The sequence below is a fragment of the Bowmanella denitrificans genome (assembly GCF_002887595.1).
In the GTDB taxonomy this organism is placed as follows: Bacteria; Pseudomonadota; Gammaproteobacteria; order Enterobacterales; family Alteromonadaceae; genus Bowmanella; species Bowmanella denitrificans.
Genome location: NZ_PEBU01000008.1, coordinates 21,825 through 48,658, shown reverse-complemented (window position 1 = coordinate 48,658; position 26,834 = coordinate 21,825). Strand labels below are relative to the sequence as shown.

The following is a 26,834-nucleotide window of genomic DNA, read 5'->3' as shown; positions in this document are numbered from 1 at the left end:
GATGAAGTTTGCATCGTTGCTGCTGGGTGCGGCATTAGTAACAAGTGTGGCAGGTGCTGCACAATTGGATATTACCCTGAATCAGCCACAACTGGATGTTCAGCCCTATCACCGGCCCTACATAGCTGTGTGGGTGGAAGACGCTCAGCGTAATCCGGTGGCCACTATTGCACTGTGGAAACAAATGGAAGAAGGCGACAAGTGGCTTAAGGATTTACGCCAGTTCTGGCGCAAGATTGGCCGCAGTGCCGGAAAAGAGATTGATGGCGTAACCGGCGCCACGCGTCGCCCTGGCGACCATCAGTTGCAATGGGATGGCAAAGATAATCTGGGTAAGCCACTGCCGGCAGGCGAATACCTGTTAAATATCGAAGCATCGCGGGAAGAGGGCGGTCGTGATTATCACCGGGTCGCTATTACTTTGGGCAAGCAGGGCGACATTTCGCTGCCTGCCAAAGTGGAGTTGGGCCCGATTCAAATCAAAGTTAAATAAGAAGGAAAATCATCATGCGCAAGTACGCTATGTCTCCCTGGGTTAAAGCATTTAGTCTGGCCGGTTTGATGTTATGCAGCCAGTCTGCTCTGGCGCACGCCCGCTGGCTGGTACCCAGCCATACTAATTTGTCCGGGCAGGAGGCACATGCCATTGCCCTGGATTTCAGTATTTCCAATGACATCTTTCATGCCGACAGAAGCTACGGCAGTTCTGAGGATAAAGGTCGGGGCGGACGTGCCAGGCCGCAGTTGATTGCCGTTGCGCCGGATGGCAGCCGCAGTGCACCTATTGCCTATTTTGACTTGCTGCGTAAAAGCGCCGCTGGTGTAACACTGGCGCAGTCCGGCACCTACCGTATTGGCCTGGAACAACCTGCTACTGTCTTTACCTTCTATAAAGACGCCCAGGGCGAACGTGGCCGGGTATTTGGCGGCAAAGACAGTAAAGAGATTCCTGCTGGTGCGACAGATTTGTCTACCACGCGTATGCATGCCAGGGTGGAAACTTACGTCAGTCGTAACCAAACCACAGAATTAAAAGCCACAGGTCTGGGCCTGGAAGTAGCCAATGGCACCCATCCTAATGATCTGTTTACCGGCGAAACGGTGCGTTGGCAACTGCTGCAAGATGGCAAACCTGTGGCCGAAGGCACCGAAGTGATGCTGATCCGTGGTGAAACCCGCTATCGCAATCAGCGCGGTGAAATTCATGTTAAAGCCGATGCCAATGGTTTTATTGAAGTCAGTTTCGATGAAGCCGGTATGTACCTGCTGGAAGCCGGGGTCAATACCCCATCCACCACAGACGGCATCGATACCGAAAGAGCCTCCTTGTTTCTGACTTTTGAAGTCAATCCTGCCTAGTAAGCTGAAGTACTGCTGTTAAGGGGCTGCATTTGCAGCCCTTTTTGTTTGCAGCCACCCGACAGTGCGCTGTCTCTGATAGGAGACACTAACCATGAGCTGCAACACTGGCGCTAAGGACGTGGTTGTTGGGTTATTCAGCAGTGCACTGTCGGCAATAAGCGACAATATTAGAAGGAGTAGGCAAAGGAAATGTGTTAAGTTATTGATAATTAAGTGAAATAAAAGTTGGCCCGGATATTGATATAACCAATTAACTCGATAGTCGGGACCACTCTCCTGGCTATCGGGCTCCAAACGGGCCGGTATTCGCCCTTAATTGAATACCATTCCCTGAAGGTGTTTTGGCCGTACCATTTTGGTACGGTCTTTTTTTTAAGCGCCTGAAAATTCTGGTTGCCAGCCAAGATTCGTTCTGGCTTTTTCACTACACAGCTTTTGATGTAGTCCATAACCTTCCGTCCAGGTGCCGTAGGTAGCAAACCAGTCGCTGATGGCAACCCGTTTTACCGCGTTGTCGGCAAGTCGCCCGGCGAGCGTTACTGCCGGTATATGCGATGCACAGCCAATATACTCTTCGCCATCTTCACCTTGCTCCAATACCAGGCGGTACAACCTTGCCAAATCCCGCCGTTCCACTACGGGCCAAGAAAGCTCATCGATATCTGGAATGGCAGGCTGGCCGTGACGCTCAAGTTCCCAGTGCAAAATTGGCATGGCAAATTGCTGCTCCTGACTCACAACATTGGCCGGACTGACCCTGCGCAATCGAATTTGCGGTTGGGTCGCCAGCCAACTGCTGTTATCCAGCATCCATTGAAAATCATGAATGGCGTGCTGCACGCTTTGTTCATTGATGATGTCTGGCTGGTTGCCAAAGGTCCAGCAGCCGGTGGTATATAAAATCAGTAAAGGGTCGCAGCGCAGGGCTGCCTGTGCAGCAACCGCCTGCAAAAATTGGCGGTCTATGCTGCCCATGTCCTCAGCAAAACCACAAGCGGTGTGAATCAGTACATCAATTTGCTGAATATGCTCAGCCCATTGCTGCGGCGCACTGATATCACCCATGACAACCTTGGCTGGCGCCGGCACTTTTTCAGCACTTTGCTGGCTGCGACACAGCACATCCACCTGATAATGGTTAGCCAGCAGTTCTGCCACAATGGCTGAGCCAATACTGCCGGTTCCACCGGTTACCAACACGCGTTTATGCATTCTAATTATCCTAAGTGTTATGTATCTGCTATCTATCTTAAATGCAGGGAAATTGAAAAAAAGATGGGCTTAGCATTGCTGGCCTTAACGTCGATATTGTTAGCCAAAGGGTCGCTAAGAAGGCTGCAGTAAGCATCAGGTGTTGGCTGCGTAGCGGAACTGATTGGGGGTCATACCGCAGAAGCTGCGAAAGTTGCGGATAAACACATCACTGGATTGAAACCCGCATTTTAGTCCAATACTGGCGACCGGTTGGTCGGAGAGTTTTAGCAGTTGTGCTGCCTGCTGGCAGCGCCAATGGCGGATAAATGCCTGACAGGACAGGCCGGTCAGCTTCTTAAATCGACTGGTAAAGGCAGAGCGGGACAGCGCGGCAATACCGGCCAACTGGTCAAGATGCCAGGGCCGGCAGAGATCTTTAATAATTGCCTGCATCGCTGGCGCCAAATGTCGATCGTTCACGGCATTCAGTACCCCTGGATTTAATGGCAGCGTATCCAGGGTTCTGATGATCTCAAGCAACAGCATTTGCAGCATCTTTTCCAGCATCAGCGATTGTCCGGCCCGGTAGTCGGCGTTCTCAGCGTAAATCCACTGCAGTAATTGCCCCAGGCGACAAGTTGCAGGGGCGTCCAGAATCAACACTTCAGGCAGACTGTCGGTCAGCAAATTAGGCAAATGCCTGTGCAGCGGCATAAAACGAATATAGCCACACAAAATATGACTTTGTTCACCATCACCGCCAAGCACCATTTGCTCAACTTCCGCTCTGGATTTGCCGCCAAACAGAGCATCCACATCCTGGCATTCTGCGTCAGGGCCGCTGGCGACGCTGTGTGCAGCCCCTCTGGGTAAGAGCAATAGTTGACCTGGTGTTAACTGCTGTTGCAGATGGTCGTCTACCCGCAAAAAACAGGGGCCATCTAATACATAAGTGAACGCGCAGACATCCTGTCTGGGTTCACTCACCCCCCAAGGGGCATGTGCCGTGACTCTGGCAAAAACCTCCGTGGTAGGGGCCAGAGATTCAATCAGTTGGCTTAATGGATCAATATGCTGCACTCAGATCTCCTGTTGGTCACCGGTGAAGCTTCGATGCATGGCTAAACTGGCCTGCTCACGTGCCCAGCGTTGACGTGGCTCATTTTGCAGCCTGCTGGGCCAGGCCAGACAATATTGGGCGTCAGGCGTAGCAAAGGGCAGTGGCTGACAAGCAAGATTAAATTGAGTCTTGTAACAACTAGCCACCCAGCTTGGCACGGTCAGCAGATAAGGATTACCCGGTAGCATGGCCAGGGCCGCCAACAGATAGGGAACCCGCAGGGCGATACGACGCACAATGCCTTGCGAGGCAAGCATGGCCTCAATAATGCCCTGCTGTTTGGTCCCCATCGGGATCAATATATGCTCGGCGGCCAGATAACTTTGCTGACTCACAGGGTCGTTTGCCAATGGATGATTGGCACACATGACCACCACATATGGGTCGCTGTACAACGTCTCCAGTGTCACATCTGCGCCGTGGGGCTCATTCAGGCACAGGGCCATATCAATGGCTGTGCTGGCCAACGTCATCAGCAGGCCCGGTGTCCAGGGGCGAATATCCACAGTTAATCCTGGGGCCTGCTGTTTCAGTTGGGTGCAGATAGCTGGCAGCAATTGGTTGGCGGCAAAGTCATTACAACAAAGAATCAGCCGACCCTGGTCCTCGGCCGGGTGGTAACGGGTTTCCTCAATTAAAGCCTGCATCTGTTCAATAGCGCTCTGTACTTGTGGTAATAGCTGTGTTGCCCGGGGCGTAGGTTGCAGGCCCTGGGGGGAGCGCAGAAACAGCGGATCAGCGAAGATATCCCGGAGTTTGGCCAGCACCCGGCTCATGGCCGGTTGTGACAGATTCATCTGACTGGCAGCACGGGTCAGGCCGCGCAGCTGATACAAGTGGCGAAAGGCCAGCAATAGCTGCAGGTCTAGTTGTCTGGCGCGATTCAGGTTCATGCAAAAACCGAATTAACAGTATGCTTTAAATGCATTATTCGAATGTTGGCAAGAATAGCTATGCTGCCTGCCAGTTTCAAGCCGCACAAATACTGAGGAGTTTCCGTGATCACACCCCTTATCGTACTTTTTTTACTGACCCTGCCGTTGGGGATTTATCGGTTATTTAGTCTACAGGATTGGCAGAGGCTGGGCGGCGCGCACGGGCTGGCCTTAGCCTATCTGTTTTTTTGCCTAGGCCACTTTATCAAAACGGCCGGTATGGTGCAGATGCTGCCGCCCTGGATACCCTTTGCTGAGTGGCTGGTTTATCTGACCGGTGTACTGGAAGGTTTGATTGCGCTGGGATTATTGCTGCCGCCTTGGCGAAAAAGGGCTGCTATGGCGGCGCTGGCTACCCTGATACTGTTCTTCCCGGCTAATATTTATGCGGCATTGCATCACACTGGGCTTGGTGGACACCAGTGGGGGCCGGTTTATCTGTTTATCCGCGCACCGCTGCAGTTGTTGCTTTTATACTGGGCCTGGTATTTCTGCCTACGCGACCATGGCCGATTTGGTTTAAAAGCCCCGGCCAATACATTTTAGTCTCTCGCGGTGACGCTGAGTGCGCTTTAAAGCTTGTTCACTGCAGAGCCGCAGAGCTCACGGAGAGAGACAAGCGTTTTCAGGCTAGTAAAAACTCCGTGTTCTCTGTGCCTCTGTGGTTTTTAATCTCTCTGCGCAAATAGATAGTCACCACTGAGGCACAAAAAGACACAAAAGCTAAGATCATAAACTATTGAAATCTCAGCGTTCTCTGCGGTGAATACTTGCTTCCTTTTCATAGCTAAGAACGCAAAGTGACCACGAACCGCACGAAATGACATGAACTAACCTGCGGCAAAGATACGTTTTCACCGCCGAGACGCAGAAGTCACAGAGAAGACAAAAAATATAAGCTAGTAAAAACTCCGTGTTCTCTGTGCCTCTGTGGTTTTTAATCTTTCTGCGCAAATAGATAGTCACCACTGAGGCACAAAGAGACACAATAGCTGAGATCATAAGCTATTGAAATGTAAGCGTTCTCTGCGTCTCTGCGGTGAATCATGATCGCTAAACTAGTAGTAGCGCAGCTCCCGTACTTTGCCCCAGAAGACCCGGTAAGACCAGGCGGTGTATGCCAGGATACAGGGCACCACAATCAATGCGCCGACCAGGATAAAACGCAGGGAAGATGGCGCGCTGGCAGCTTCGAAGATATCCAGGCGACCCGGTACAATATCCGGAAAGAAACTGACGGCCAGGCCCTGAAAGCAAAACAGAAAGATAAACAGGGCAATCATAAAAGGTACCCAGCAACCTGCATCGTTTTGCAGTGGCAAACGTTTCAGCACCTGGTGACACAGCACAAACAGGCACAGGCTGACAAAGGGGATCGGCCAGATAAACAGAGCGAAGGGCAGGCTGGTCCAACGTTCCAGTACTGATGAGTTAATCAGGGGATTGACCAGGCAAACGGCCAGCACCCCAGCAAAACAAATCCAGCCGGTTTTACGTGCCCAGTGAATGGCTTTTTGCTGCAATTCACCTTCGGTTTTCATAATCAGCCAGCAGGCACCAATAAAGCAATAGGCGGCTGTGACACCCAAGCCGCTGAGCAGGGCGAACACTTCGGCCTGCAGACTATGCTCAAAGCCCATAATATACATGCCCAACATATAGCCTTGCATAAAGGACGCTAATAACGAGCCGAACTTAAACGCTTTGTCCCAGTTGGCTTTGCGGGTTTGTTTAACCTTGGCGCGAAAGTCAAACGCCACCCCCCGTAAAATCAGGCCAAACAGCATAAAGGTCGCAGGCAAATACAGCTCTTTAAGCACCAGACTATGAGCACTGGGAAAGGCAATAAATAAGATGCCGATGGCCAGCACCAGCCAGGTTTCATTGGCGTCCCAGAACGGGCCAATAGAGGCAATCATCTGATCGCTTTTATCTTCGTGTTTTAGGGGCAGCAGTATGCCCACCCCCAGGTCGTAGCCATCCAGAATGGCGTAAACCAGCACCGCTAAGCCCATCAGGCCGACAAATATATAGGGCAAATGTGCGTCAAGTATCATCAGTGAGCTCCTTGTGCCAGTGGGGCATTGTCCCGATGGTTTGGATGTTCATGGGGCTGGATTTCTTCAATCTCCACTGCTTTGCGTGCCATTAGCAGCAAAGTACGGATATAGGCGACCAGCAAGAAGGCGTACAGGCTGATATACAGGATAAAGGTCAGCAGCACATTGCCCGGGGCAATATCTGTTACCGCCTCGGCGGTACGCAGCACACCGCTGACTAAATAAGGCTGGCGGCCAATTTCGGTTACATACCAGCCAGCCAGGGTGGCCACCCAGCCGGAAAAGGTCATGGCCATGGTGGTTTTCAGCAGCCAGGGCGACAGCGTATTGTGACGCCATAGCTGATAGCTGCCTATCCAGGCCACCAGCAACATCAACATGCCAATACCAACCATAATCCGAAAGCCGTAGAACACCGGTTTGACCGGCGGATGCTCGCCAATAAACTCGTTCAGACCGCGAATTTCACCGTCCACTTTATGGGTCAGGATCAGACTGGCCATATTGGGGATGCCGATGGCCAGATGGTTGGTACGCTGCTTCTCATCAGGAATGGCAAACAGCAGCAGGGGCGCACCTTGTTCTGTTTCCCATACCCCTTCCATGGCGGCGACTTTTTGCGGCTGATGCTTAAAGGTATTCAGACCATGCAGATCGCCCACCAGAATTTGCAGCGGCATTAAAATGGCGGCAAAGGTCATGGCGGTTTTCAGAGCCAGACGCGGTGCCCGTTTGGCGTCGCCGCGATAAATCCGGTAGGCCGATAAGCCCGCCATCAAGAAACTGGCGGTCAGGCCGGACGCCAGTAGCATATGCGCCAGACGGTAGGGGAATGACGGATTAAAGATCACCGCCCACCAGTCCAGCACATGGGCCACGCCGTCACGCATCTCAAAGCCTTGCGGGGTCTGCATCCAGGAATTCAGCGCCAGGATCCAGAAAGCGGAAATCGATGTACCCACCGCCACCATGCAGGTGGCCAGCGTATGCACCCAGTTAGGCACCCGGCCCTGGCCAAACAGCATCACACCGAGGAAGGTGGCTTCCAGGAAAAACGCGGTTAATACCTCATAGCCCAGCAACGGCCCGGCAATATTACCGACCTTTTCCATAAAGCCCGGCCAGTTAGTGCCAAACTGGAATGACATGGTAATACCGGACACCACCCCCAGCGCAAAACTCAGGGCAAACACCTTGACCCAGAAGCGGTAGGCGCGCATCCACACTGGATCCCGAGTCAGGTCAAAGCGAATTTTGAAAAAACACAGCAACCAGCACAGCGCGATGGTGATGGTGGGAAACAGAATATGGAAACTGATATTGGCGGCAAATTGCAGCCGGGAAAGCAGCAGTACGTCTTCCATCAGAAAACTCCCATTGGTGATTGAAGCAACCGGCCCGGGGGCCTTAACAGTAAAGGGGCTAGCGGTTTTTCTTACGCTCCTCTTTACCAATAAACTTGTCTTTCATATCCAGTACCTTACCCACCCCGGAGCTGAGTTTAAGCAGGGTGCTGAGGTTATCCGGACTAAGGCGTTGTAACTCATTGGTCCAATTGGTAACCGACTCCAACAAGTCATGGATTTCCTGCAGGCGCTGCTGGGCATGTTTTTCCTGGGCACTGGCCGGCTTGTCCAGCAGCATGTCCCTGAGCAGTGACAAAGTCGGGTCGATTTCGCGTTTACGGCGCTCTTCAATGACCCGTTTGGCCATATCCCAGATACTGCCGATGGCGCGGAAATAGTCCTTACGATCCCCCGGCAGATGGGACACCTGCACTAACTGCCAGGACTGCAGTTCCTTCAGGCCCATGCTGACATTGCCGCGGGAAATATTCAGGGTTTCGGCCAGCTCATTGGCCGTCAGCGGTTCGGCGCTGATCACCAACAGGGCATACATCTGCCCCACTGTGCGGTTAAAGCCCCAGCGGCTGCCCATTTCACCGAAGTGCATCACAAAACTGGTTAGATTTGGGGTAAGGTTCATGTTGTTTTTGAAGTTTCAGTAATTTCTGAAAATTATAAATGTTTGTTGATCTGGCGCAAGGTTTTTAGGTTATTTTTTATTGTGGACTCTCATCGATGTTGTCAGAACGTCTCAAAACGTTGTCATGAGCGTCTCATTCACTGAACTGCGCACCCAAGTAACACTTGGTTGTAATGGCTGATGGTTTCAATGGCCGTGTATAGCTAAACCATAATATTCAATCATATGCTTGACATATGCATGGGGAGGCCTAAGCTAAGCCTATATATGGCATATGCATTTAATTGAGGTGGAAAATGAAAACAGCATCACTCTTTAAGAATGGCAGGAACCAGGCCGTTCGCCTGCCCAAGGATTTTGAATTTGAAGGCGTCTCTGAAGTGGAAATCACCCGGGAAGGGGACGCAGTGATTCTGAGGCCTGCCCGGAAAACCTGGACCAGCTTCGCTGAAATAGATGTAGCTGATGACGACTTCCTGGTAGAACGCCCCGACGTCATTGAAGAAGGTCGGGTTGTGCTGTGAAGAAAACCTATATGCTCGATACCAACATCTGTTCTTTTATTATGCGAGAGCGTCCTGAAACTCTGCTGAAGGTGCTTCAGGGGCATGTAGAGAACAAGGACCGTCTGGTAGTTTCTGCTATCACCTATGCAGAGCTAAGGTTTGGTGCCATTGGCAAGAAGGCCTCGCCCAAGCACTCCATCATCGTTGACCAGTTTATGGCGCGTATTGATAGCGTATTAGCCTGGGACAAAGAGGCGGTGGATGCCACTGCGGCCATCAAGCAGCACCTTGCCGCCTTGGGTACACCGATTGGCCCCAATGATGCGGCGATTGCCGGTCATGCAATTGCTGTGAATTGCGTGGTCGTCACGAACAACATGAAGGAGTTTTGCCGGGTACCGGGTCTCCAAGTGGAAGATTGGACCGTTTGAAAAAAGCAAAGGGAACATAAGAATAGGCGTTGAATCTTTATCACTGACGGAACCGCCAGAAATCATTACCGGGAGTTTTTTCGGGGGCAAAGCGGCTTGGGCCGCTTAGGGGCGTCATAGGTTTATTTTACTAACAATTAGTCTATCAACTGCCAACCAACTTTTGGCTATCGTAAGTGCGAGGATTGCGGAACTAATGCCACTTGTGAATGGCTGGGGTGAGCGAGTTTCTGACTTGGCTTTCCCTGCTGGATATGACACTCCATCCATGGTGCACCAGTCCCATTCGAGCGTCCTGCCTGTTGCCTTTCAGGCCAGCTAACGCTGTTCAATCTGTTTCCTGACACCACTACAGGTAAAAAATCTGTTTCACCACGAAGAACACGAAGTGCGCGAAGGGCAAATCCGATTTTCTACTCTTCGTGTTCTTCTGATCTTCGTGGTGGAGAAATAATTATTTGTGAAATGCGGGGGTCAAAGCGGCTTGGGCCGCTTAAGGGCACCGTCGGTTTGCTTGACTAATTATTGGTCCGTTAACGGCCAACCAACTTTTTACTAATGTAGGTGCTAGGATTTCTGCACATATGGCACCTTGTGGATGGCTGGGTTGAGCGAACAACGGCCGTTTTAAAATGTAATATCACCATGCAAAATGCAAGACTTGGCCCCATTTGTGTGCTCTCAACTTTATGTTTTGATAATTTGGGTATTTAGCCACTGTTCAAAAAAAGTTAAAAATGCTTTTACCTGCATTGGCAGATATTGTCTACTGGGATATATGGCTTGTACGCCGACAACTTCGGTATCACTATGGCTAAATCCTCGTACATATTCATCTAATAGCAATACAAGCTTGTTGTTAGATAGATCTTTTCTTATGTCGATTAATGACTTAAAAGCAATACCATAACCTTGAAGTGCCCAACGTCTGATTACTTCACCATCTGAACATGATAAATGCGGATCTACCTTTATTGACTGTCGTTTATTATCAATTTCAAAATACCAATCGTTTAATGGTTGGCCTGAGCGCTCTAGAATTAGACAACGGTGCTTGGATAGCTCTTCTGGGTGTCTTGGTAACCCGTTATGTTTTATATAGTCAGGAGAGGCGCATAACACACGGCGATTTTGAGCTAAAGGTCTGCTGATAAGATTACTGTCTGGTAAATTACCGAATCTAAAGGCGATATCAACACCTTCATCGATGATGTTGATTAAGTCATCAGATAACATCAAATGAGGAGAAACATCAGGGTGGTTACTGGTAAATTCGGCAAGTGCTGGTGCGACATATTGTCGGCCAAAATCAGAAGTTGCCGATATCCGTAAGTGCCCTCGCAATGTGTTTTGCGATGTTTGTAGCATATTCTCAGTATTTTCTACTTCTTCAATTACCCGCAAACAGCCACTATAAAAACGCTCACCAGCATCGGTTAACGAGATGCTTCGTGTATTTCGAGTCAACAATCTTGTGCCGTAACGCTTTTCAATTTGGTTAATGCGTGCCGTCATACTTGCGGGTGAAAGCCCTAATTTTCGCCCCGCTGCCGCTAATCCTCCAGCTTTCACTACGTGAACGAACAATGCCATATCATCAATTTTTGTCATGATTCTTCAGTTTTTCTGAATAGTGAATTAACTCTACGAGCAATTATCAATTTAGTCAAAACAGTTAAACTGATTGCATCGCTTTAAGGAGGTCGATATGCAATTGAATCACGCATTACTGCTGGTATCTGATTTAAATGAAATGTCGCAGTTTTTAATACAGACACTTGGCTTGAAAGAGGGGCAACGCCCACCGTTTGGTTTTGCTGGTGTTTGGTTGTATGACGAACTCAATGTGCCTTGTATCCACATTGCAGGAAGAAATGATATTAACCCTGAGCAATCTTTTTATCTGGGACATGATGAAAAGCCCAGTTCAGCACCGAGCTTGCCAACGGTTGATCATTTAGCGTTTATCTCAAATGACTACCAAAGAATCAAAGGTCGTTTGTTAACTTTAAATGTGCATTTTGTTGAACGTGAGATACCCGAAGCAAACGAACATCAAATATTTATCACCGGCCCTGATGGCCTAAAAATCGAAATTCTATTTTCGAGAAACGACATTCATTAATAAGGTTAAGAATATGAAAAATGCATTATTTAATACAGGCAAACTTGGAAACCTTAATACCAATAATAGAGTGGTGATGGCACCTATGACGCGTTCTCGTACCGCGCAGCCCGGTGATATCCCCACTGATTTGATGGCAACTTACTATGCACAACGGGCAAGTGCTGGCTTTATCGTTTCAGAAGCGACACAAATTTCAGCACAAGGTAAAGGTTACTCCTTTACACCGGGCATTTACACACAAGCACAAATTGACGGTTGGAAGAAAGTCACGAAGGCTATTCATGACAATGATGGCATTATTTTTTCTCAGCTTTGGCATGTTGGCCGGATGTCACATCCTGTGTTTCACCCTGATGGACTACCCGTTGCACCGAGTGCCTTAGCACCTGACGCACAAGTGTGGGTCGTGGGTGATGATGGCGTTGGCCGTATGCTTGACTGTCCTATCCCACGGGCGTTATCTAGGCAAGAAATCAAAGGTATTGTGGAAGACTACCGCCAAGCTGCAGTTAACGCTATTGAAGCGGGATTTGACGGTGTAGAAGTGCATGCAGGAAACGGTTATTTAATTGACCAATTTTTACGAAGTACATCAAATAAACGAAACGACGAATATGGCGGCAGTTTAGAAAATCGCATTCGCTTTGCGTTAGAGATCATTAAATCCATTAGTGATGAAATAGGCGCTGAGCGCACCGCGATAAGATTAGCGCCATTTATTACCCAAAGAGGTATGAATGACCCAGAAGCAATTGACGCAATTTTGTTGCTAGCAAAATATGTTGATGAGTTGGGTATCGCATACATTCACCTTGCAGAAGCCGATTGGGACGATGCTCCAACGGTTACGAAAGCATTTCGTCAGCAACTCCGTGAAAACTTCTCTGGCGCAATTGTTGTTGCGGGTAATTACACACTAGATAAAGCTGACGAACTAATTAATAACAATTTAGTTGACTACGTTGCTTTTGGTCGGAAATTTTTGGCCAATCCTGATTTACCCTATCGATTAGCAAATAACCTACCGCTAAATGACATTTCAGATCCAACAACGTTGTTCGGTGGTGATGAACGTGGGTACACCGATTACCCGGTTTATGCTCAGAAAAATTAAGGAGTTAAATATGAAAGCAGTTGGTCTATATCGGTATTTACCGATAGAAAATGAACAAGCCCTACAAGACCTCGAGATCGCTAAGCCTTCGGTTTCTGGTTACGACTTACTGGTGAAAGTTAACGCTGTTTCTGTTAATCCGGTTGATACCAAAGTGCGAGCGCCTAAAGAAAAGGTTGAAACATCGCCTAGAGTATTAGGTTGGGATGCTGCCGGCACTGTTGAAGCAGTTGGAGAGCAAGTGACAGATTTTTCTGTCGACGATGAGGTGTTCTACGCAGGTGATATTACCCGCTCAGGCAGTAACGCCGAATATCAAACGGTTGACTCAAGGATTGTTGGTAAAAAGCCAAATAATCTAACGTTCTCAGAAGCCGCTGCATTGCCACTAACCAGTATTACTGCCTGGGAAAGTTTATTTGAACGATTAGGTATTAGCTTACAGTCAGTGGGTAATCTGTTGATTATCGGCGGCGCAGGTGGTGTCGGTTCAATTGCCATTCAGCTTGCTAAAAAGCTTACCAAGTTATCCGTTATCGCAACAGCTTCAAGACCTGAAACTATAGCATGGTGTCAAGCATTAGGGGCTGACAAGGTTGTTAACCATCGTCATGATTTAGTTGAGCAACTAAATGAAAATAGCATGAACTACATTCTTTGTTTAAATGACACCCAAGGTCATTGGCAGGCAATGACTCAGCTTATTGCGCCGCAAGGCATGATTTGCAGTATTGTTGAGAGCGACCAACCGCTGGATATGGGGCCGTTAAAAAGTAAAAGTGCTGGTTTTATATGGGAGTTTATGTTTACCCGTTCAATGTATCAAACAGAAGACATGGCTAAACAAGGGGAACTATTAAACGAATTATCTGCATTAGTTGAGCAAGGGATTATTAAATCAACGATTCAAGAACAGCTAGTACCGATAAATGCTGAAAATTTACGGAAAGCCCATGCCCTAATCGAACAAGGCAATACGATTGGCAAAGTTGTTGTATCTAATAAGTAAATGCACCATTTGGCAATAACAATACGGTTTTGACAATATCTATTAAGGTTTATATGAAATTTTTAAAAACAGTTTGGCTAGGCTTGCCATTAGCGATAGCTTCTTTTTTGGCCAGTGCCACAGAACCAAATGATAAAGACTCCTTTTGGCCTGACGATGCACAGTTAGTTATTTCAATTTCGATGCAGTTTGAGGCAACAGCACAAGATAAGCAAGATCCTGGGCCATTCCCCGCACAAGAAGCGGGATACCCAGATACTATTGCACCATCATGGTATCAATATGGTATGAATGAGGGGGTTCCACGACTATTGAACTTATGGGATAAGCATAATATTAAAGTCACCTCACACATGGTGGGTCGTGCGGTTGAACTCAACCCTGAGCTTGCCAAAGAAGTTGTTCGTAGAGGACATGAAGCTTCAGGTCATGGACAAACTTGGACGCCACAATATTCAATGACACCTGAGGAAGAGCGTGCTTCTTATATAAAAAGCGCAGATATAATAGAAAAAGTGACAGGAAAACGTCCTGTGGGATTTAATGCGTTTTGGATGCGTCACTCACCAAACACATTAGCCATTTTGAAAGAGCTTGGCTTTATTTACCACATTGATGATTTATCAAGAGATGAGCCATCTTATACCCCAGTAGGTGATAGCTCAATTGTTGTGGTGCCTTATACGTTTAGAAACAATGATATTGTTCGCTACACAGGTAGTACCGCAATGACAGGAAAAGCTTATTTACAAGAGCTGAAAGATGAGTTTGACGTACTTTATCAAGAAGGAAAAAAGCGTCGTCGCATGATGTCAATTAGTGCGCATGACAGGTTAGCTGGTTCACCAGCTCGCGTAAAAGCATTAGATGATTTTATTACCTACGCTAAGCAACACAAAGCTGTAAAATTTATGCGTAAAGATGATATTGCTAAATGGATATTAAAGCAGAACAATGTACCGATTAATGCCCCTAGAAATTTTAATAATTAGGTGGAAACGCACATTAACTAAGGAAAATTAGCAGTAGTAAGCCCCTAGTCTGAGCCAGTACAAAAAATTGATTGAACTTGTTTCTTCGCTGATTATAGTCAAGCTTAACCTGCAAATGAGAACCCTCAGATTTTTTGTGATCTTTCGATGGTAAGGCTTTGAACTTGCGTAACGGATGTCAAGGCGTAAGGGGATTTTCCAGCATACTTCCCTGTTCTTGATGACGCGCTGTACCTGGCGCGCCTGTCCCATTCGAGCGTCCTGCCTGTTGCCTTTCAGGCCAGCTAACGCTGTTCAATCTGTTTCCTGACACCACTACAGGTAAAAAAACTGTTTCACCACGAAGAAGCCATTCTCGCTGAGTCGCTGAGAACTCAGAGCAATTGAAGCAGTAAATACCTTCGCGCGCTTTTCTCTGCGCCTCCGCGTCACTGTGAGAGGTATTCTAAGATCGGCCGAAGGCCGGTTTGTGCCTTTTCGTGTAGTTCGTGGTCGTCCATTCTCGTGATCTTTTGATCTTTTGATCTTTTGATCTTTTGATCTTTTGATCTTTGTGGTGAAGAAACTAGACGCAAAGACCAAGTTTTCAGGAAAAATTTTGGACAGCTTTATGCTGGTCCGAAGGAAAAGCTACAGAGACGTAGCTTTCAAAGCGCCCGCCGAATTGTTTATTGTAGATTGGGCAACAAACAGGGGCTTTTGTTGCCCTGATTTAGCAACTTCCCTGTTTTTTATGACACGCCGTCCAGGCGCGCCAGTCACTTTTCTTTGCTCGTGCAAAGAAAAGTAACCAAAAGAAACACGCCCGCTGGATTCCCAACAACGTCAGTCCAGGGCACTGCTAAAAGGCGGTCGTGAAAACGACGTTCCAGACGCGTCTTCCACTCAATTTGCTCCCAGCAAATTGCCCACCTTTTAGCAGCGCCCTGAACCGACCGGGAATTTTTAAGCGGGGTCAAAGCGGCTTGGGCCGCTTAAGGGCATCATAGGTTTATTCAACGAGCAATTGGTCCACCAACGACAAATCAACTTTTGACTATCGCAAGTGCGAGGATTTCATAACTAATGCCACTTTGTGAATGGCTGGGTTGAGCAAAGCGGACATTAGCAATTAAGCTTGGCGTCATAGTGACGGCTCAGTAGAGTGGTAGGGCGTTAATTTGGATCTGACCCTTTTATTGCGGTCACGTTTGGGACTATATAAAATAAACAAGAAGTAAGGACCTGTGCTTGAAAGATTTAAATATTGAATTTGCAAACTTTGTCTGTCATGTTGGAGAAAGAAACTTATTAGAAAGCTACCTAGATTTTGTGCATCCGGCTTTTTTTAATAAACATGAAAGACATTATGGAGAATCTAGATGTTTTTTCTACAACCCTCAGTTGCTGGAGGTTATTTATGGAGCGGAAGACGAGAGCATTCCTTTTGTTTTCGGCAGACTGGTTAAAGACACATTTTTGGAAAGGGAGCAAGTATATTTAGATGGAGAGCTTAAAGATGACCCCACTGCTTTGCAGAACTCCCCATCATCAATATTTATTTTGTCTTTGAAAGACCATCAATTATTCTTTATAAAGGAGCACAAATTTGCTCCTTCGCTTGATACTTTTCGAGCTTGCATAGAGAGATTCATCAGTGAAGAAAGGGATGCTTTGATAGAAGATATTTATCAAGCAGAAAAAGAAAAGTATGAGTTCCGTGGAAAAACAGGAAGAAAGAAGACCAAGAAAGATTTAAATGTAACCTATGGAAAGCCTGAAGTAAATATCATTCCCCTATCTTCGGATGCCGACATTGAGGAATTCATTAAGAGCTTCAAAGTTATTGACAAAATATCTCTTGACTTAGTTACTCCTAATAATGAATCTGACTCAAATCCCTTCTTTGAGAGCTGGAGAAAGAAGAAAAAAACAATTCCAAACTCCAAATCCACAGTGACATTCTCAAAAGATAAGAAGTCACTCCCCCCTTCACCTGTTGCAGACCTGGCTAAAGAAGCCGCTGATGACAGAAATATTTTGCTAAAGGTAGTTGGCAAAGACATTCATGATGACAAGTTAGTTGGAACCAACGAAAGCTTTAAGCTTACTGTTCCATTGGGAGAGCATGATGACGATCCTATTTTGCTGACAAAGAAGGTATACGAAAGATTTCAAGATCTAGTAAAAGATGGAATAGTTAGAGGTCCTAGGATAACAGATATTGAAAAAGTTAAAGAAAAAATCAAGTATTTATTAGATATCATAAAAAGGTAAACAATGAAATTTGAAGATCTCACAGAAGAGAATAACTTCTGGAAACTTTATGCATTAACGAGGAAGATACCAGACTCAAAAGACAACGTTTTGATCTTCATTGTGTCTTATATCATTTTCTTTAGCTATAACTATGATGGACTAAAGATTGAAGTTGATGAATTCGACAGGGTTAAAGACGCTCTAAAGTTATTGTTATCCACTTTGCTTTCAATAATGGGTTTTATATTGGCAGGCTACGCAATCTTTGCAACTCTTACAGATAAAGAGTTGCAACATGAACTTGCTGACCATATAGAACCTACGACCAAGTTGAATTATTTGAAATACTCCCATTGCATCTTTATCCGAATACTAGTAGATTTATTGTTGATTGCATTTCTATCCCTCTTATTCTTTGCCTTCTTGGAGATGGCTAATGGCATTAGTTTTGAAATTGAAGTTTTGATAAGCATAATAGAGCCGTTAGTTTATGCATTAATGGTATTAATTTTGATGCTATGCAAGTCGTTTATATATAACGTTTATCACAGCATCATGACCTCAATGAGATGGTATTCAGAGAACAATCAATAATAACGAATTTATGATCTTCATGTTCATAAAAGCGGGGTCAGACCTTACATTTCACAGGGTATCGAAAAAGGAGCTGTAGTTAATTCACCTGGCTGCCTCCTGGCAATTGGAAAGTAACCATAGTCTCAGCGTCCGCAACTGGCACAGGCTGTGTGAAAACTGCTGATCACCTTTTGGCCTAAGCAGCAGATTTATATGATCAATCGTTCTTGATAAAGCCAAGTGGTTACCTGCCACTTTACTAAAATTCACAGCATACGAATTAGAACAAAGTGTGCTGGTATGACCCACCATATAAAAGGCCAAGGCAGGCATCAAGTAACCTTACTTCCTGAAGCGCTGGATGACTTCGTTACTGAAGATAACCCTGTGCGAGTGGTCGATATCTTTGTTGATGGACTCCAACTTGATTCTCTGGGTTTCGAGCGAGTCAGCGCTAAACAGACTGGGCGACCAGGATATCACCCGGCGACCATGCTGAAGCTATACATTTATGGATACCTGAACCGCATACAATCTTCCCGCAGGCTGGAAAAAGAAGCACATCGGAACGTTGAGCTGATGTGGCTACTGGAACGACTAACCCCAGACTTTAAAACCATCGCAGACTTCAGAAAAAGTAACGGTAAAGGTATCAAGAATGCTTGCCGGGCTTTTATCGACTTGTGTCGGCAGATGCAAATGTTCACAGATGTGGTTGTTGCCATCGACGGCAGCAAGTTCAAAGCGGTAAACAGCAAATCTAATAACTATACCCCCAGCAAAGTTAAAGGCCACATCGAACGAGTTGAGCAAAGTATCTGCCTGTATTTGAATAAGCTCGATGATGCCGACAAGAGCGCAGAGCTTGAAAAAAATGCAGATTTAACAGCGGCTAAACTGGCATGGCTTCAAAGGCGTTTAGAAGAGCTAAAGCAAGTTCAGCAGGAGGTAGAGCAACACCCTGATAAACAGCTATCACTAACAGATCCAGATTCGCGGTTGATGAAGATAAACAATGTAAACCGTCAGGTTAGCTACAACGTTCAGACCGCCGTGGATGCCAAGCATCACTTGATTGTTGCCCATGAAGTGACAAATACACCTGATCGTGGACAACTAACGGCGGTAACGAAATTGGCGCAAGATGCTGTTGGCAAGGCCGATATTACCGTACTGGCTGATAAAGGCTATTACAGCCGTAGTGATATTAAAGCAGCTCAAGACTTAGGAGCCACAGCCCTGGTGCCAAAAGGTGACACCTCTGGTGCTGGCCGTAAAGGTCTTTATAACCGTTCGCTGTTTAGGTATGACAGAGAAAAGGACGTCTATATTTGCCCGGCTGGTAGCGAGCTTCAGAATAGGTTTACAGCAGTTGAAGACGGACTGGAACTTCAGATGTACTTCAATAATATCGCCTGCCGAGATTGCAGCCAGCGGTCAAAATGCACCACATCCAAGCGCGATCCCAGACGTATCAGACGATGGGTTCATGAAGGTGAAATGGAAGATATGCAAGCTAGGCTTGATGCACTTCCACAAACAGCAGTTATCCGAAAGCAAACGGTAGAGCATCCGTTTGGAACAATTAAAATGTGGATGGGTGCGACTCACTTCCTGATGCGACGATTTAAAAATGTCAGCACCGAAATCAGTCTACATGTACTGGCCTACAACCTGAAACGGATGATATCAATCTGGGGCACTGAAGGACTAGCCAGTAAGCTTCAAGAGCACTGGGGCTAGCCGCTATAAACGCTTTAGACCCCGGAAAACCACTCAAAAGTACTGAATACCCCGCTTTTAAAGCCCCCAAACCGACTGGAAACAAATCAGAGTGTATACAGACAACTCCAAAGAAATTCTTACATCAAAGGCCTGGGATAATACTGAGATGCTACAAAAAACTAGTTTTTACACAGCCTGGGCACAAAGCAGACATTAACCGACAAAACATCAATCAGTTGCCACCCCTTAAGCGGCCCAAGCCGCTTTGCCCCCCGCTAAAAAATTTCCGGTCGGTTCAGGGTGCTGCTAAAAGGTGGGCAATTTGCTGGGAGCAAATTGAGTGGAAGACGCGTCTGGAACGTCGTTTTCACGACCGCCTTTTAGCAGTGCCCTGGACTGACGTTGTTGGGAATCCAGCGGGCGCGCTTTCTTTGCGTCTCGTTTCTTTACCGCGCAGTAAAGAAATGGGACTGGCGCGCCATGGAGGGCGCGTCATATAAGACATGGAGGTCATGTTGTTCAAACCTTGCCAGGTAAGCATGGCATAACCCCGGGAAAGGGACTTCATATCATTCATTATGTGTTACAAGAGGATTATCATGATTGACGAAGAAACTAAAATTACCACTGGTGGCTGTTTTTGTGGCGCTGTGCAGTATGAAGTAGAAGGCCCGTTGCGGGGCATTGTTAACTGCCACTGCACTCAATGCGCTAAGCTTAACGGTAATTTCGGGGCACATTCAAAAGCTCTTAAATCGAAGATTACTATTGTTAAAGATGAGGGGCTTAGCTGGTACAAAATATCGGATATTGCACGGAGAGGATTTTGTCGAAAATGCGGTTCTGGATTATTTTGGGACCACATTGAACAAAACGCGCTTGGTATCATCGCAGGGTCCCTTGACAGGCCGGTCGACTTGAAAACACTTGGGCATATCTTTGTTAAAGATAAGGCGGATTTTTACGAAATCACAGATGACCTTCAGCAGTTTAAGGGCTCCTCCAATGGAGAACTTGAGGGCGATTATTTGTAGTAATAAGACGCGAGCTGCAAGTAACACTATACAAGCGGATGCAGCCGGAAGCGGCGGTGAATACAAAAGGCTTCATCGTGCTGAAACATACTTAATTATCTGATGTGGGCCGATAGGGACCAGATTGCACAGCTTTAGCTGGCCTGCAGGGCAACAGACAGGACGTCTGGTATAAATGGGACAGGCGTGCATGGGGCTGCGCGTCATATCCAACATGAAAGTTAAGGGGCTTCTGCCTTGCCACAACAGCATTTACCGTAAATACTGAGATGCAATGTGGCTAAATCAACGCCATAGACTTAGTTTAAATTTGACATGACGGTTCTCCTCAACAGTTGCCACTTAGTTTGGAAAACTCCGAGAAAAGGGGGAGTTCATAGCATTCGTTAGAATGCCAACTTTTCTGCATTTTCGCGAAATAATAAGGAGGTTATCTATGAAAGTTGATACTGCTTTACAAAAGCAATATCCGAAATTAGCCACGTGGATAGAAACCAATCTACCTAATGTAAAAAGCAAACCAAAAGTGTGGAGTGCCTTTTTGAAATACTCTGAGCTTACTGCCACACAAGCAACTACGGCTCTCACTAAGGGGTTTAATCCGGAAATACACTTTCGGGTGATGCCTGGCAGTAATGGGCAATTCCAAGGTGCGAAATTTCCAAACAGGGTGTTCTTGGCAAAATCAATATGCGACAAGTTCGAAGCGAGTGATATGAAAAAACCTAACATGCACATATTAGTTGAATCGACATTGCTTCACGAGATGGTTCATTGGGGGGATTGGAAAGATGGCAAAGATCAGGCGGGTGAAGAAGGAAAAGCATTTGAGAAGGCCGCATATGGTAAAGACATTAACAGATATTGGTAAAGCTATAAAGGTTATAGTGCTTATTGCATTGGCCGCATTCACTCTAGTCGCCTGTCAAAAAAATGAGGATATCTCGATGGACAACGAAATATCGACCAAGGTTATTCAGTCAATCCTTGAACACAATGAAATTCAGCAGTATCTGCACCCTGATATAGAAAACAGACTTCCCATTCGAGTTGTTACGAACAACCTTATCCCGGCTCATATAACCATTCAGAAATTTGACAAACCCGTGTTATTTTTGAGTGAGGCGCCAACAGAGCCGCATTTAGAAATTGTCACATTTAAACACAAGGGAGATTTTATAGAGTTTTTTATCCGCTATGATGTCGAGGGAGTGAGCATAAGCGGTATAGCATCTGTTGAAGGAAATAAAGTAACCTTGACTGTATTCGATGTTGTAGAGAGTTAAGATTCTAATCGGGTAGCCGGGGGGCTTGTATAAACAGGGTCAGATACACATAAGAAGCGACACTGACTAAAACGAGTATGTAACATGCTGATCTTATTGGAAACTCTGCGTTCTCTGCGACTCGGCGGTGAATACAAAAACCAGACTGCACAGCTTTAGCTGGCCTGCAGGGCAACAGGCAGGACGCTCTGATGGGCTGACTTGAAATGAGTGCGGGTTACATCCAATATCGACATTGCGTTAAATTCAAAGGTAAAAATTATGGAAGATTCGAACGCCAAGTCTGCTGAAGTAGACAAGTATATCTTAAGCCACCCCCCTGAAGTTCAACGCGCACTGCAAGAGGTGCGTTCTCTTATCTGGGAGAGCTCACCTTATGTGAGTGAACTGATGAATTACAATATCCCTGCATTTTCTTTAGTGGTCGGCGGTAAAAGAGAGCAACAACTTATGATCGCAGGTTACAAGAAACATATCGGCTTTTACCCTCATCCAGATGTAATCGAACAGTTTAAAGAGCAGTTGTCGGACTTTAAGTTTGCTAAAGGCTCTGTTCAATTTCCGCTTAACAAACCTATGCCTAAAGACTTAATTAAACAGATGGTTCGGCTTCGAGTGTCACAGTTAAGCTAAGGCTAAAGTTGAACTTCGCACCTGTGAGCTGACTGGTACTTTATAATCTCAATAAGCAATCAACGAGGTTGAATATAATGGGTGAAATTACCGGCGGTTGCTGCTGTGGCAGCGTTGCCTTTAAGTTGGAAGACAGTTTTCAAAAGTTCTACTTCTGCCATTGTGAGCAATGCAGAAAGCTTACCGGGTCGGCGAATGCCGCCAACCTGTTTACGGCACCCGCTAATATCCAATGGCTAAAAGGTGAAGAGAAAACCAAACGTTATGAACACCCCAGCCGCTCATTCGCAAAGGTATTTTGTACAGACTGTGGGTCGCCTTTGCCTTTTTTGTCTAAAAGTGGCAAGTTCCTGATCGTTCCTGCTGGCAGCTTAGATGCAGAGCCCGCTAAAGTGGTGGATGCGCAGATATTCTGCGCTGAACAAACCCAGTGGCATCAGACCGGTATACAGGCAGAAAAGCAGCCGGGATTTCCCAGCTAAAAATGGTGCAGGCAAGTCTCTCCGGGGATAAGAAGGGTCAGATCCAGGGATAAGAAGGGTCAGATCCACATTAGAAGCGACCCTCGCTAAAACGAGTATCTAAGATACTGATCTTATTGGAAACTCTGCGTTCTCTGCGACTCGGCGGTGAATACAAAGGCTTCTCACAAATACGCTTAGGGGGCAAAGAATAGCCCGCAGAATGCCTCTCGCTGTGACGCAGAGGCCGCAGAGAATAGCTCACTGCAAAGATAAAAAGGGTCAGATCCAGATAAAAAGGGGCAGACCCACATAAGAAGCGACATTGGCTAAAACGAGTATGTAAGAAGCTGATCTTATTGGAAACTCTGCGTTCTCTGCGACTCGGCGGTGAATACAAAGGCTTCTCACAAATACGCTTAGGGGGCAAAGAATAGCCCGCAGAATGCCTCTCGCTGTGACGCAGAGGCCGCAGAGAATAGCTCACTGAGGTATCTGTCGTTTTCAATTTCCCCGGGTTCTTTGCGACTTTGCGAGAAAGGCTTCCTCGTGGTGAAACAGTTTTTAATCACCTGTAGTGGTGGAATGAATCAAATCCGGAGCCAGATTGAACAGATCCAACTGAAAAAACTGATTAAACGGGCTTTTGACATAGTCCGCAAACGCCGGGCCGCTAACAAAACCATAGCGCTGATAGAGCCGGATCGCGGGCTCAAACGCCTCGCCTGAGCCGGTTTCCAGCATTAACCGCTGATAGCCTCGCTGGCGGGCCTCATAGATAATATGTTCCAGTAATTGCCTGGCCACTCCCTGCTTCAGCCAGTTGGGGTGGGTACGCATGGATTTGATTTCACCAGAGTCTGTATTGAGTGCTTTTAATGCGCCAATGCCGCAGGCATGCTCGCCATTCCACAGGCAGTACAAGCTGATATCTGGCTGCTGCAGGCCGGATAAATCCAGGGCAAATACATGGCCTGCCGGAGAGTTCTGCTGCATGCCCTGCAGATGCAGTCTAAGCAGTTCAAGCACCTGTGGATGGTTAAAATCGGCCTGAATGATGTTTATCATGGTTTTGCTACCGCCAGTATATAGATGCATTCTTTATCACCCGGATTAACAAAGCGGGTACTGCCATAGACTTTAAATCCAAGACTATCGCCGCGGCCTAACTGGTACGTTTGCTGTTCAATGGTTAAGTGCAGATTGCCCTGGTGCAGCACGATATGTTGTTCAAGCCCGGCTATTGGAGGTTTGTCATATTGGATGTCGGCCCCGGGCGGCAGGCGAATCTCCAATAACTCCATCACAAAACCCGGTGTCGGCGGACACAGCAAGCGGCGCTGGTAACCGGTTTCGGGATCGGTCCAGTGCATCATCTTGTCGCTGCGTAGCAAGCGAATCGCACCGGCTTCGGCGGCATACATCAATTGCGACAAAGTAATACCAAAGGCGTTGCACAGGCTGTTAAGCTGACTGGCTGTGGGGCTGGTGGCGGCGTTTTCTATTCTGGATAGCGTAGCGGTGCTAATGCCGCTTTGCTGGGCTAGCTGCTGCAAAGACAGTTGGCGGTCTTTTCGTAGTTGGACCAAACGCGCGGCCAGTTGGTTGTCAAACATGCATTTCAAATATGAAAAATAATATCATAAGTGAAATTTATCTGCGCTAAGGCCTTAGGTCAACATAAAGATGCGGCCGGTGGTTACCGGCCGCCAGCGATAAATCAGTAGTACTGGTAGTTCAATACTACATTGTTAAAGCTGCTGTATGCCCGTACCCCAATATGCCAGGTGCCGCTGGCCGGAGCTGGGAAAGTACAAGTTTCGTTATTGCCGTACAAATAAGGGCGGCAGTCAAAGGTGTACAGGGTGGGAGATGAGCCGTGACGCATATATAAATCGGCGTCGCCACTGCCACCACTAATGCTGACCTGCATTTGTGTGACACCTGCCGGAATATCCCAGGTATACCGCACCCAATTACCGGTGCTGGTGTTGGCTACATTCACTGAACCATTAACCGGGTCAACATCGCCACCACCGTCATCATCGTCGCCCTCACAGCCATAGGTATTGAGGTAGTCCACCGCATCTTTGGCCTGTACCAGGCCATAGCCGTAATAGTTATCCCGGCCTGCACTGCCTTTGTCCTTGGCGGTATCCTGCAGCGCGTTACGGATTTCTTCATTGCTGCAGGTTGGATGGAAACTCCATACCAGTGCCGCCGCACCGGCGGTATGCGGGGATGCCATTGAGGTGCCGCTTAAGGTTGCGTAAGTATTGGTGGGGTAGGTTGAATAAACAGACGAGCCCGGCGCAGCCAGTTCAACCTGGTTGTTGTATTGGGAGTAGGAGGCACGATTCTCACTGGAATCGACAGCAGCGACCGATATCACCGCATCATAGGACGCCGGATAAGATAAGCTGCCGTTACCTGAGTTGCCGGCTGCCGCCACCAGCATAATGCCGTTATTCACAAAATTCTGCATGGCGGTTTGTTCAGATGAAGATGAGCCACTGCCACCCAGGCTCATATTAACAACATTGGCCCCGGCATTCTGGCACTGCTGAATACCGGCAATCAGGTCTGACGCATTGGTCCAGTTACCGCTGTCATTAAAAATTTTAACAATGTGCAAATTCACTCCGGGATAGACGCCGATAACACCCTGGCTATTGTCAATGGCGGCGACAGTGCCGGCCACATGGGTACCATGGCCATTACCGTCGTTATACCAGTTACCTACCTGGCTGTTATTGGCCTGCCCGGTTACGCCGTCGTTCTGGTCTGGCAGGTCGGGGTGGCCGAGGTTATAGCCTGTGTCGATAATGCAGACTTTTCTGGCCGAGGTATCCAGCTGACTCAGTTGATTGGCCTGCACCATGGGAATCCCATAGGGCGTGGTTTGCGCCATCAGATAACGGCGGGGGTCTTCTTCAACACTGGCCACCTGGGGGTTGTCGCTCAGGCGTTTCAGCCCCAGCAGATCCAAATTAACGGCCATCATTTTGTGCTCAGGCAAGCTTAGCAGTACTTCAGCACCGATACCTTCCAGCATAGCTCTGGCATTGTCTGTGTTGAATTTGCCACCGGCAATCACGGCAGGGCCGCGGGCCTTACTGGCAAGCCCCACTGACGGGGCACTTTCCTGAAAGCGCACAATATAGCGACCTTTTTTCACCAGATCGGAAAGCTTAGGCGGGCTGACCTGATTAGCGGGTTGTGGACCTTTGTTGTCTGCCTGGGCATAAAGTGTGGACAGGCCAAGTAACAGGCCTATGCTGAGTTTGCTGTATTTAGATGAGAACATTGTCTTTCCTTGTTTGATAATAAATCAAGAATTCCTGGGAAAACAACGGATTAAGCGGGCAAGGAACAGTGGATGCGTCGACAGTTCCTTGTCAATCATTCCTGGGATTTAGTGCGGTAACCTGACCGTTTTGGCCGGGTCACCCCCAGTATAGAAAAGCCATGGCAGAGAGAAAGTCAGCAAAGATTTGTTGCTGACGGAAAATGAATCAAAATGTAAATAAGATGTTACATGTTGTTACTGTGGTGGGCCGAAAATGGCTACAGCTTATCCGGGTTCAGAGTGGTCAGTAACCCGGTTACGGATACTGACGTGTTACTTTTACTACCTGTACCTGGTAATCGCTGTACCAGTGTTCGCGGCCTTTTTGTTGGGCTTGCATATGCATCGGGTCCGCCTTCCAGGCGCGAATTGCCTGCTCGTTGGGCCAGTAAGAAATCGCCACTTCCTGATTGCCTTCACAAACGGCAATAAAGTCCAGACAGCCATACTTGTCAAACGCCAGTTGGCGTAGCTGGCTGGCTAAACTTAAATATTCATCATCAACCTTGTTTATCGTGGCGCGAAAAATCACAGCGTACATAAACTCTCCTGTTATTCCTTGTTGTTACTTGGTCATTACATCATATGCCTTTGCGGCTTGTTCATTATGTGAGTTATTCTGGTTATGAAAAATATACAGTTTCTGAACAATGCAGCGATTACATAAGATCAATAGCGCTGTTGTCCGTCACTCA

28 protein-coding genes are annotated in these 26,834 nt (G+C 47.2%); 17 read left to right on the top strand and 11 right to left on the bottom strand.

Going from position 1 to position 26,834, the window contains the following annotated elements; genetic code table 11:
- Position 1: 1 nt before the first annotated feature.
- Positions 2 to 493, top strand: a complete 492-nt coding sequence (locus CSR04_RS15080; RefSeq protein ID WP_102797137.1) for a DUF2271 domain-containing protein — start codon at positions 2 to 4, stop codon at positions 491 to 493.
- Positions 494 to 507: 14 nt separating this feature from the next.
- Entirely contained in the window at positions 508 to 1,359 is an 852-nt protein-coding gene (locus CSR04_RS15075) for a DUF4198 domain-containing protein (protein ID WP_102797136.1), read from the top strand.
- 375 nt (positions 1,360 to 1,734) lie between these two features.
- On the opposite strand, the gene CSR04_RS15070 is transcribed toward CSR04_RS15075, so the two are convergent.
- The 3 genes from CSR04_RS15070 to CSR04_RS15060 form a co-directional block, all read right to left on the bottom strand.
- Positions 1,735 to 2,574, bottom strand: coding sequence for an NAD-dependent epimerase/dehydratase family protein (locus CSR04_RS15070; RefSeq protein WP_102797135.1), 840 nt, complete (start codon positions 2,572 to 2,574; stop codon positions 1,735 to 1,737).
- A 135-nt stretch (positions 2,575 to 2,709) separates the two neighbouring features.
- Positions 2,710 to 3,636: an AraC family transcriptional regulator gene (locus tag CSR04_RS15065; RefSeq protein ID WP_102797134.1), complete on the bottom strand. Its 927-nt coding sequence runs from the start codon at positions 3,634 to 3,636 to the stop codon at positions 2,710 to 2,712.
- On the bottom strand, positions 3,637 to 4,569 hold the full coding sequence (locus tag CSR04_RS15060) for a LysR family transcriptional regulator (RefSeq protein WP_102797133.1): 933 nt from the start codon (positions 4,567 to 4,569) through the stop codon (positions 3,637 to 3,639). It lies immediately after the preceding gene.
- A gap of 105 nt (positions 4,570 to 4,674) precedes the next feature.
- On the opposite strand from CSR04_RS15060, the gene CSR04_RS15055 reads away from it, so the two are divergent.
- Positions 4,675 to 5,157, top strand: a complete 483-nt coding sequence (locus CSR04_RS15055) for a DoxX family protein (protein ID WP_102797132.1) — start codon at positions 4,675 to 4,677, stop codon at positions 5,155 to 5,157.
- A 512-nt stretch (positions 5,158 to 5,669) separates the two neighbouring features.
- Here the strand turns inward: CSR04_RS15055 and cydB are convergent.
- From cydB to CSR04_RS15040, 3 genes are read right to left on the bottom strand one after another with little or no spacing between them, the layout of a single operon-like run.
- Positions 5,670 to 6,668, bottom strand: a complete 999-nt coding sequence (cydB, locus tag CSR04_RS15050; protein ID WP_102797131.1) for a cytochrome d ubiquinol oxidase subunit II — start codon at positions 6,666 to 6,668, stop codon at positions 5,670 to 5,672.
- Complete coding sequence (locus CSR04_RS15045) at positions 6,668 to 8,035, bottom strand: cytochrome ubiquinol oxidase subunit I (RefSeq protein ID WP_102797130.1); 1,368 nt, start codon at positions 8,033 to 8,035, stop codon at positions 6,668 to 6,670. The genes cydB and CSR04_RS15045 overlap by 1 nt, the downstream gene beginning before the upstream one ends.
- Positions 8,036 to 8,093: 58 nt before the next feature.
- A complete protein-coding gene (locus CSR04_RS15040; protein WP_102797129.1) occupies positions 8,094 to 8,657 on the bottom strand; it encodes a GbsR/MarR family transcriptional regulator in 564 nt (187 codons plus the stop codon).
- Positions 8,658 to 8,953: 296 nt separating this feature from the next.
- Between CSR04_RS15040 and vapB the strand changes: the two genes are divergently transcribed.
- Together vapB and CSR04_RS15030 are read left to right on the top strand one after the other, a co-directional pair.
- Positions 8,954 to 9,181, top strand: a complete 228-nt coding sequence (vapB, locus tag CSR04_RS15035; protein WP_102797128.1) for a type II toxin-antitoxin system VapB family antitoxin — start codon at positions 8,954 to 8,956, stop codon at positions 9,179 to 9,181.
- Positions 9,178 to 9,594: a type II toxin-antitoxin system VapC family toxin gene (locus CSR04_RS15030; RefSeq protein ID WP_102797127.1), complete on the top strand. Its 417-nt coding sequence runs from the start codon at positions 9,178 to 9,180 to the stop codon at positions 9,592 to 9,594. The genes vapB and CSR04_RS15030 overlap by 4 nt, the downstream gene beginning before the upstream one ends.
- A gap of 687 nt (positions 9,595 to 10,281) precedes the next feature.
- Here the strand turns inward: CSR04_RS15030 and CSR04_RS15025 are convergent.
- Positions 10,282 to 11,205 (bottom strand): LysR family transcriptional regulator, encoded by a 924-nt coding sequence (locus tag CSR04_RS15025; protein WP_102797126.1) that lies wholly within the window; start codon positions 11,203 to 11,205, stop codon positions 10,282 to 10,284.
- Positions 11,206 to 11,302: 97 nt separating this feature from the next.
- Here CSR04_RS15025 and CSR04_RS15020 point away from each other — a divergent pair, with 97 nt between their 5' ends.
- The 12 genes from CSR04_RS15020 to CSR04_RS14965 all read left to right on the top strand — a co-directional run bounded on the left by CSR04_RS15020 (position 11,303) and on the right by CSR04_RS14965 (position 22,811).
- A complete protein-coding gene (locus CSR04_RS15020; RefSeq protein ID WP_102797125.1) occupies positions 11,303 to 11,719 on the top strand; it encodes a VOC family protein in 417 nt (138 codons plus the stop codon).
- A gap of 13 nt (positions 11,720 to 11,732) precedes the next feature.
- The gene (locus CSR04_RS15015; protein ID WP_102797124.1) at positions 11,733 to 12,836 is read left to right on the top strand and encodes an alkene reductase; all 1,104 of its coding nucleotides are present in this window, start codon (positions 11,733 to 11,735) and stop codon (positions 12,834 to 12,836) included.
- Positions 12,837 to 12,846: 10 nt separating this feature from the next.
- Positions 12,847 to 13,845 (top strand): zinc-binding alcohol dehydrogenase family protein, encoded by a 999-nt coding sequence (locus tag CSR04_RS15010; RefSeq protein ID WP_102797123.1) that lies wholly within the window; start codon positions 12,847 to 12,849, stop codon positions 13,843 to 13,845.
- A 53-nt stretch (positions 13,846 to 13,898) separates the two neighbouring features.
- Positions 13,899 to 14,837, top strand: a complete 939-nt coding sequence (locus tag CSR04_RS15005) for a polysaccharide deacetylase family protein (RefSeq protein ID WP_102797122.1) — start codon at positions 13,899 to 13,901, stop codon at positions 14,835 to 14,837.
- Between the two features lie 1,230 nt (positions 14,838 to 16,067).
- Positions 16,068 to 17,093: a hypothetical protein gene (locus tag CSR04_RS15000; protein ID WP_102797121.1), complete on the top strand. Its 1,026-nt coding sequence runs from the start codon at positions 16,068 to 16,070 to the stop codon at positions 17,091 to 17,093.
- Between the two features lie 3 nt (positions 17,094 to 17,096).
- Positions 17,097 to 17,669, top strand: coding sequence for a hypothetical protein (locus tag CSR04_RS14995; RefSeq protein ID WP_102797120.1), 573 nt, complete (start codon positions 17,097 to 17,099; stop codon positions 17,667 to 17,669).
- Positions 17,670 to 17,951: 282 nt separating this feature from the next.
- A complete protein-coding gene (locus CSR04_RS14990; protein WP_102797119.1) occupies positions 17,952 to 19,394 on the top strand; it encodes an IS1182 family transposase in 1,443 nt (480 codons plus the stop codon).
- 581 nt (positions 19,395 to 19,975) lie between these two features.
- Positions 19,976 to 20,410, top strand: a complete 435-nt coding sequence (locus tag CSR04_RS14985; protein ID WP_102797318.1) for a GFA family protein — start codon at positions 19,976 to 19,978, stop codon at positions 20,408 to 20,410.
- 436 nt (positions 20,411 to 20,846) lie between these two features.
- Complete coding sequence (locus CSR04_RS14980; RefSeq protein ID WP_172449375.1) at positions 20,847 to 21,281, top strand: hypothetical protein; 435 nt, start codon at positions 20,847 to 20,849, stop codon at positions 21,279 to 21,281.
- Positions 21,253 to 21,696 carry a hypothetical protein gene (locus tag CSR04_RS14975; protein ID WP_102797117.1) on the top strand — a complete coding sequence of 148 codons (444 nt, stop codon included), beginning with the start codon at positions 21,253 to 21,255 and terminating at the stop codon, positions 21,694 to 21,696. Before CSR04_RS14980 ends, CSR04_RS14975 begins: the two co-directional genes overlap by 29 nt.
- Before the next feature lie 261 nt (positions 21,697 to 21,957).
- The gene (locus CSR04_RS14970) at positions 21,958 to 22,329 is read left to right on the top strand and encodes an iron chaperone (RefSeq protein WP_102797116.1); all 372 of its coding nucleotides are present in this window, start codon (positions 21,958 to 21,960) and stop codon (positions 22,327 to 22,329) included.
- A 77-nt stretch (positions 22,330 to 22,406) separates the two neighbouring features.
- Positions 22,407 to 22,811: a GFA family protein gene (locus CSR04_RS14965; protein WP_216362577.1), complete on the top strand. Its 405-nt coding sequence runs from the start codon at positions 22,407 to 22,409 to the stop codon at positions 22,809 to 22,811.
- Between the two features lie 543 nt (positions 22,812 to 23,354).
- On the opposite strand, the gene CSR04_RS14960 is transcribed toward CSR04_RS14965, so the two are convergent.
- From CSR04_RS14960 to CSR04_RS14945, 4 genes are all read right to left on the bottom strand, one after another.
- Complete coding sequence (locus CSR04_RS14960; RefSeq protein ID WP_216362576.1) at positions 23,355 to 23,858, bottom strand: GNAT family N-acetyltransferase; 504 nt, start codon at positions 23,856 to 23,858, stop codon at positions 23,355 to 23,357.
- Entirely contained in the window at positions 23,855 to 24,406 is a 552-nt protein-coding gene (locus tag CSR04_RS14955; protein ID WP_102797115.1) for a helix-turn-helix domain-containing protein, read from the bottom strand. The genes CSR04_RS14960 and CSR04_RS14955 overlap by 4 nt, the downstream gene beginning before the upstream one ends.
- Positions 24,407 to 24,510: 104 nt before the next feature.
- Positions 24,511 to 26,097 carry a S8 family serine peptidase gene (locus tag CSR04_RS14950; protein WP_102797114.1) on the bottom strand — a complete coding sequence of 529 codons (1,587 nt, stop codon included), beginning with the start codon at positions 26,095 to 26,097 and terminating at the stop codon, positions 24,511 to 24,513.
- 298 nt (positions 26,098 to 26,395) lie between these two features.
- A complete protein-coding gene (locus CSR04_RS14945; RefSeq protein ID WP_102797113.1) occupies positions 26,396 to 26,680 on the bottom strand; it encodes an antibiotic biosynthesis monooxygenase family protein in 285 nt (94 codons plus the stop codon).
- Positions 26,681 to 26,834: the final 154 nt, after the last annotated feature.

What these genes read in the sequence shown, in the direction of transcription:
- CSR04_RS15080 (WP_102797137.1), top strand. Translation starts at nt 2, where the DNA reads ATGAAGTTTGCATCGTTGCTGCTGGGTGCGGCATTAGTAACAAGTGTG.
- CSR04_RS15075 (WP_102797136.1), top strand. Translation starts at nt 508, where the DNA reads ATGCGCAAGTACGCTATGTCTCCCTGGGTTAAAGCATTTAGTCTGGCC.
- CSR04_RS15070 (WP_102797135.1), bottom strand. Translation starts at nt 2,574, where the DNA reads ATGCATAAACGCGTGTTGGTAACCGGTGGAACCGGCAGTATTGGCTCA.
- CSR04_RS15060 (WP_102797133.1), bottom strand. Translation starts at nt 4,569, where the DNA reads ATGAACCTGAATCGCGCCAGACAACTAGACCTGCAGCTATTGCTGGCC.
- cydB (WP_102797131.1), bottom strand. Translation starts at nt 6,668, where the DNA reads ATGATACTTGACGCACATTTGCCCTATATATTTGTCGGCCTGATGGGC.
- CSR04_RS15045 (WP_102797130.1), bottom strand. Translation starts at nt 8,035, where the DNA reads ATGGAAGACGTACTGCTGCTTTCCCGGCTGCAATTTGCCGCCAATATC.
- CSR04_RS15040 (WP_102797129.1), bottom strand. Translation starts at nt 8,657, where the DNA reads ATGAACCTTACCCCAAATCTAACCAGTTTTGTGATGCACTTCGGTGAA.
- vapB (WP_102797128.1), top strand. Translation starts at nt 8,954, where the DNA reads ATGAAAACAGCATCACTCTTTAAGAATGGCAGGAACCAGGCCGTTCGC.
- CSR04_RS15025 (WP_102797126.1), bottom strand. Translation starts at nt 11,205, where the DNA reads ATGACAAAAATTGATGATATGGCATTGTTCGTTCACGTAGTGAAAGCT.
- CSR04_RS15020 (WP_102797125.1), top strand. Translation starts at nt 11,303, where the DNA reads ATGCAATTGAATCACGCATTACTGCTGGTATCTGATTTAAATGAAATG.
- CSR04_RS15015 (WP_102797124.1), top strand. Translation starts at nt 11,733, where the DNA reads ATGAAAAATGCATTATTTAATACAGGCAAACTTGGAAACCTTAATACC.
- CSR04_RS15010 (WP_102797123.1), top strand. Translation starts at nt 12,847, where the DNA reads ATGAAAGCAGTTGGTCTATATCGGTATTTACCGATAGAAAATGAACAA.
- CSR04_RS15005 (WP_102797122.1), top strand. Translation starts at nt 13,899, where the DNA reads ATGAAATTTTTAAAAACAGTTTGGCTAGGCTTGCCATTAGCGATAGCT.
- CSR04_RS14995 (WP_102797120.1), top strand. Translation starts at nt 17,097, where the DNA reads ATGAAATTTGAAGATCTCACAGAAGAGAATAACTTCTGGAAACTTTAT.
- CSR04_RS14990 (WP_102797119.1), top strand. Translation starts at nt 17,952, where the DNA reads ATGACCCACCATATAAAAGGCCAAGGCAGGCATCAAGTAACCTTACTT.
- CSR04_RS14985 (WP_102797318.1), top strand. Translation starts at nt 19,976, where the DNA reads ATGATTGACGAAGAAACTAAAATTACCACTGGTGGCTGTTTTTGTGGC.
- CSR04_RS14980 (WP_172449375.1), top strand. Translation starts at nt 20,847, where the DNA reads ATGAAAGTTGATACTGCTTTACAAAAGCAATATCCGAAATTAGCCACG.
- CSR04_RS14975 (WP_102797117.1), top strand. Translation starts at nt 21,253, where the DNA reads ATGGTAAAGACATTAACAGATATTGGTAAAGCTATAAAGGTTATAGTG.
- CSR04_RS14970 (WP_102797116.1), top strand. Translation starts at nt 21,958, where the DNA reads ATGGAAGATTCGAACGCCAAGTCTGCTGAAGTAGACAAGTATATCTTA.
- CSR04_RS14965 (WP_216362577.1), top strand. Translation starts at nt 22,407, where the DNA reads ATGGGTGAAATTACCGGCGGTTGCTGCTGTGGCAGCGTTGCCTTTAAG.
- CSR04_RS14960 (WP_216362576.1), bottom strand. Translation starts at nt 23,858, where the DNA reads ATGATAAACATCATTCAGGCCGATTTTAACCATCCACAGGTGCTTGAA.
- CSR04_RS14955 (WP_102797115.1), bottom strand. Translation starts at nt 24,406, where the DNA reads ATGTTTGACAACCAACTGGCCGCGCGTTTGGTCCAACTACGAAAAGAC.
- CSR04_RS14950 (WP_102797114.1), bottom strand. Translation starts at nt 26,097, where the DNA reads ATGTTCTCATCTAAATACAGCAAACTCAGCATAGGCCTGTTACTTGGC.
- CSR04_RS14945 (WP_102797113.1), bottom strand. Translation starts at nt 26,680, where the DNA reads ATGTACGCTGTGATTTTTCGCGCCACGATAAACAAGGTTGATGATGAA.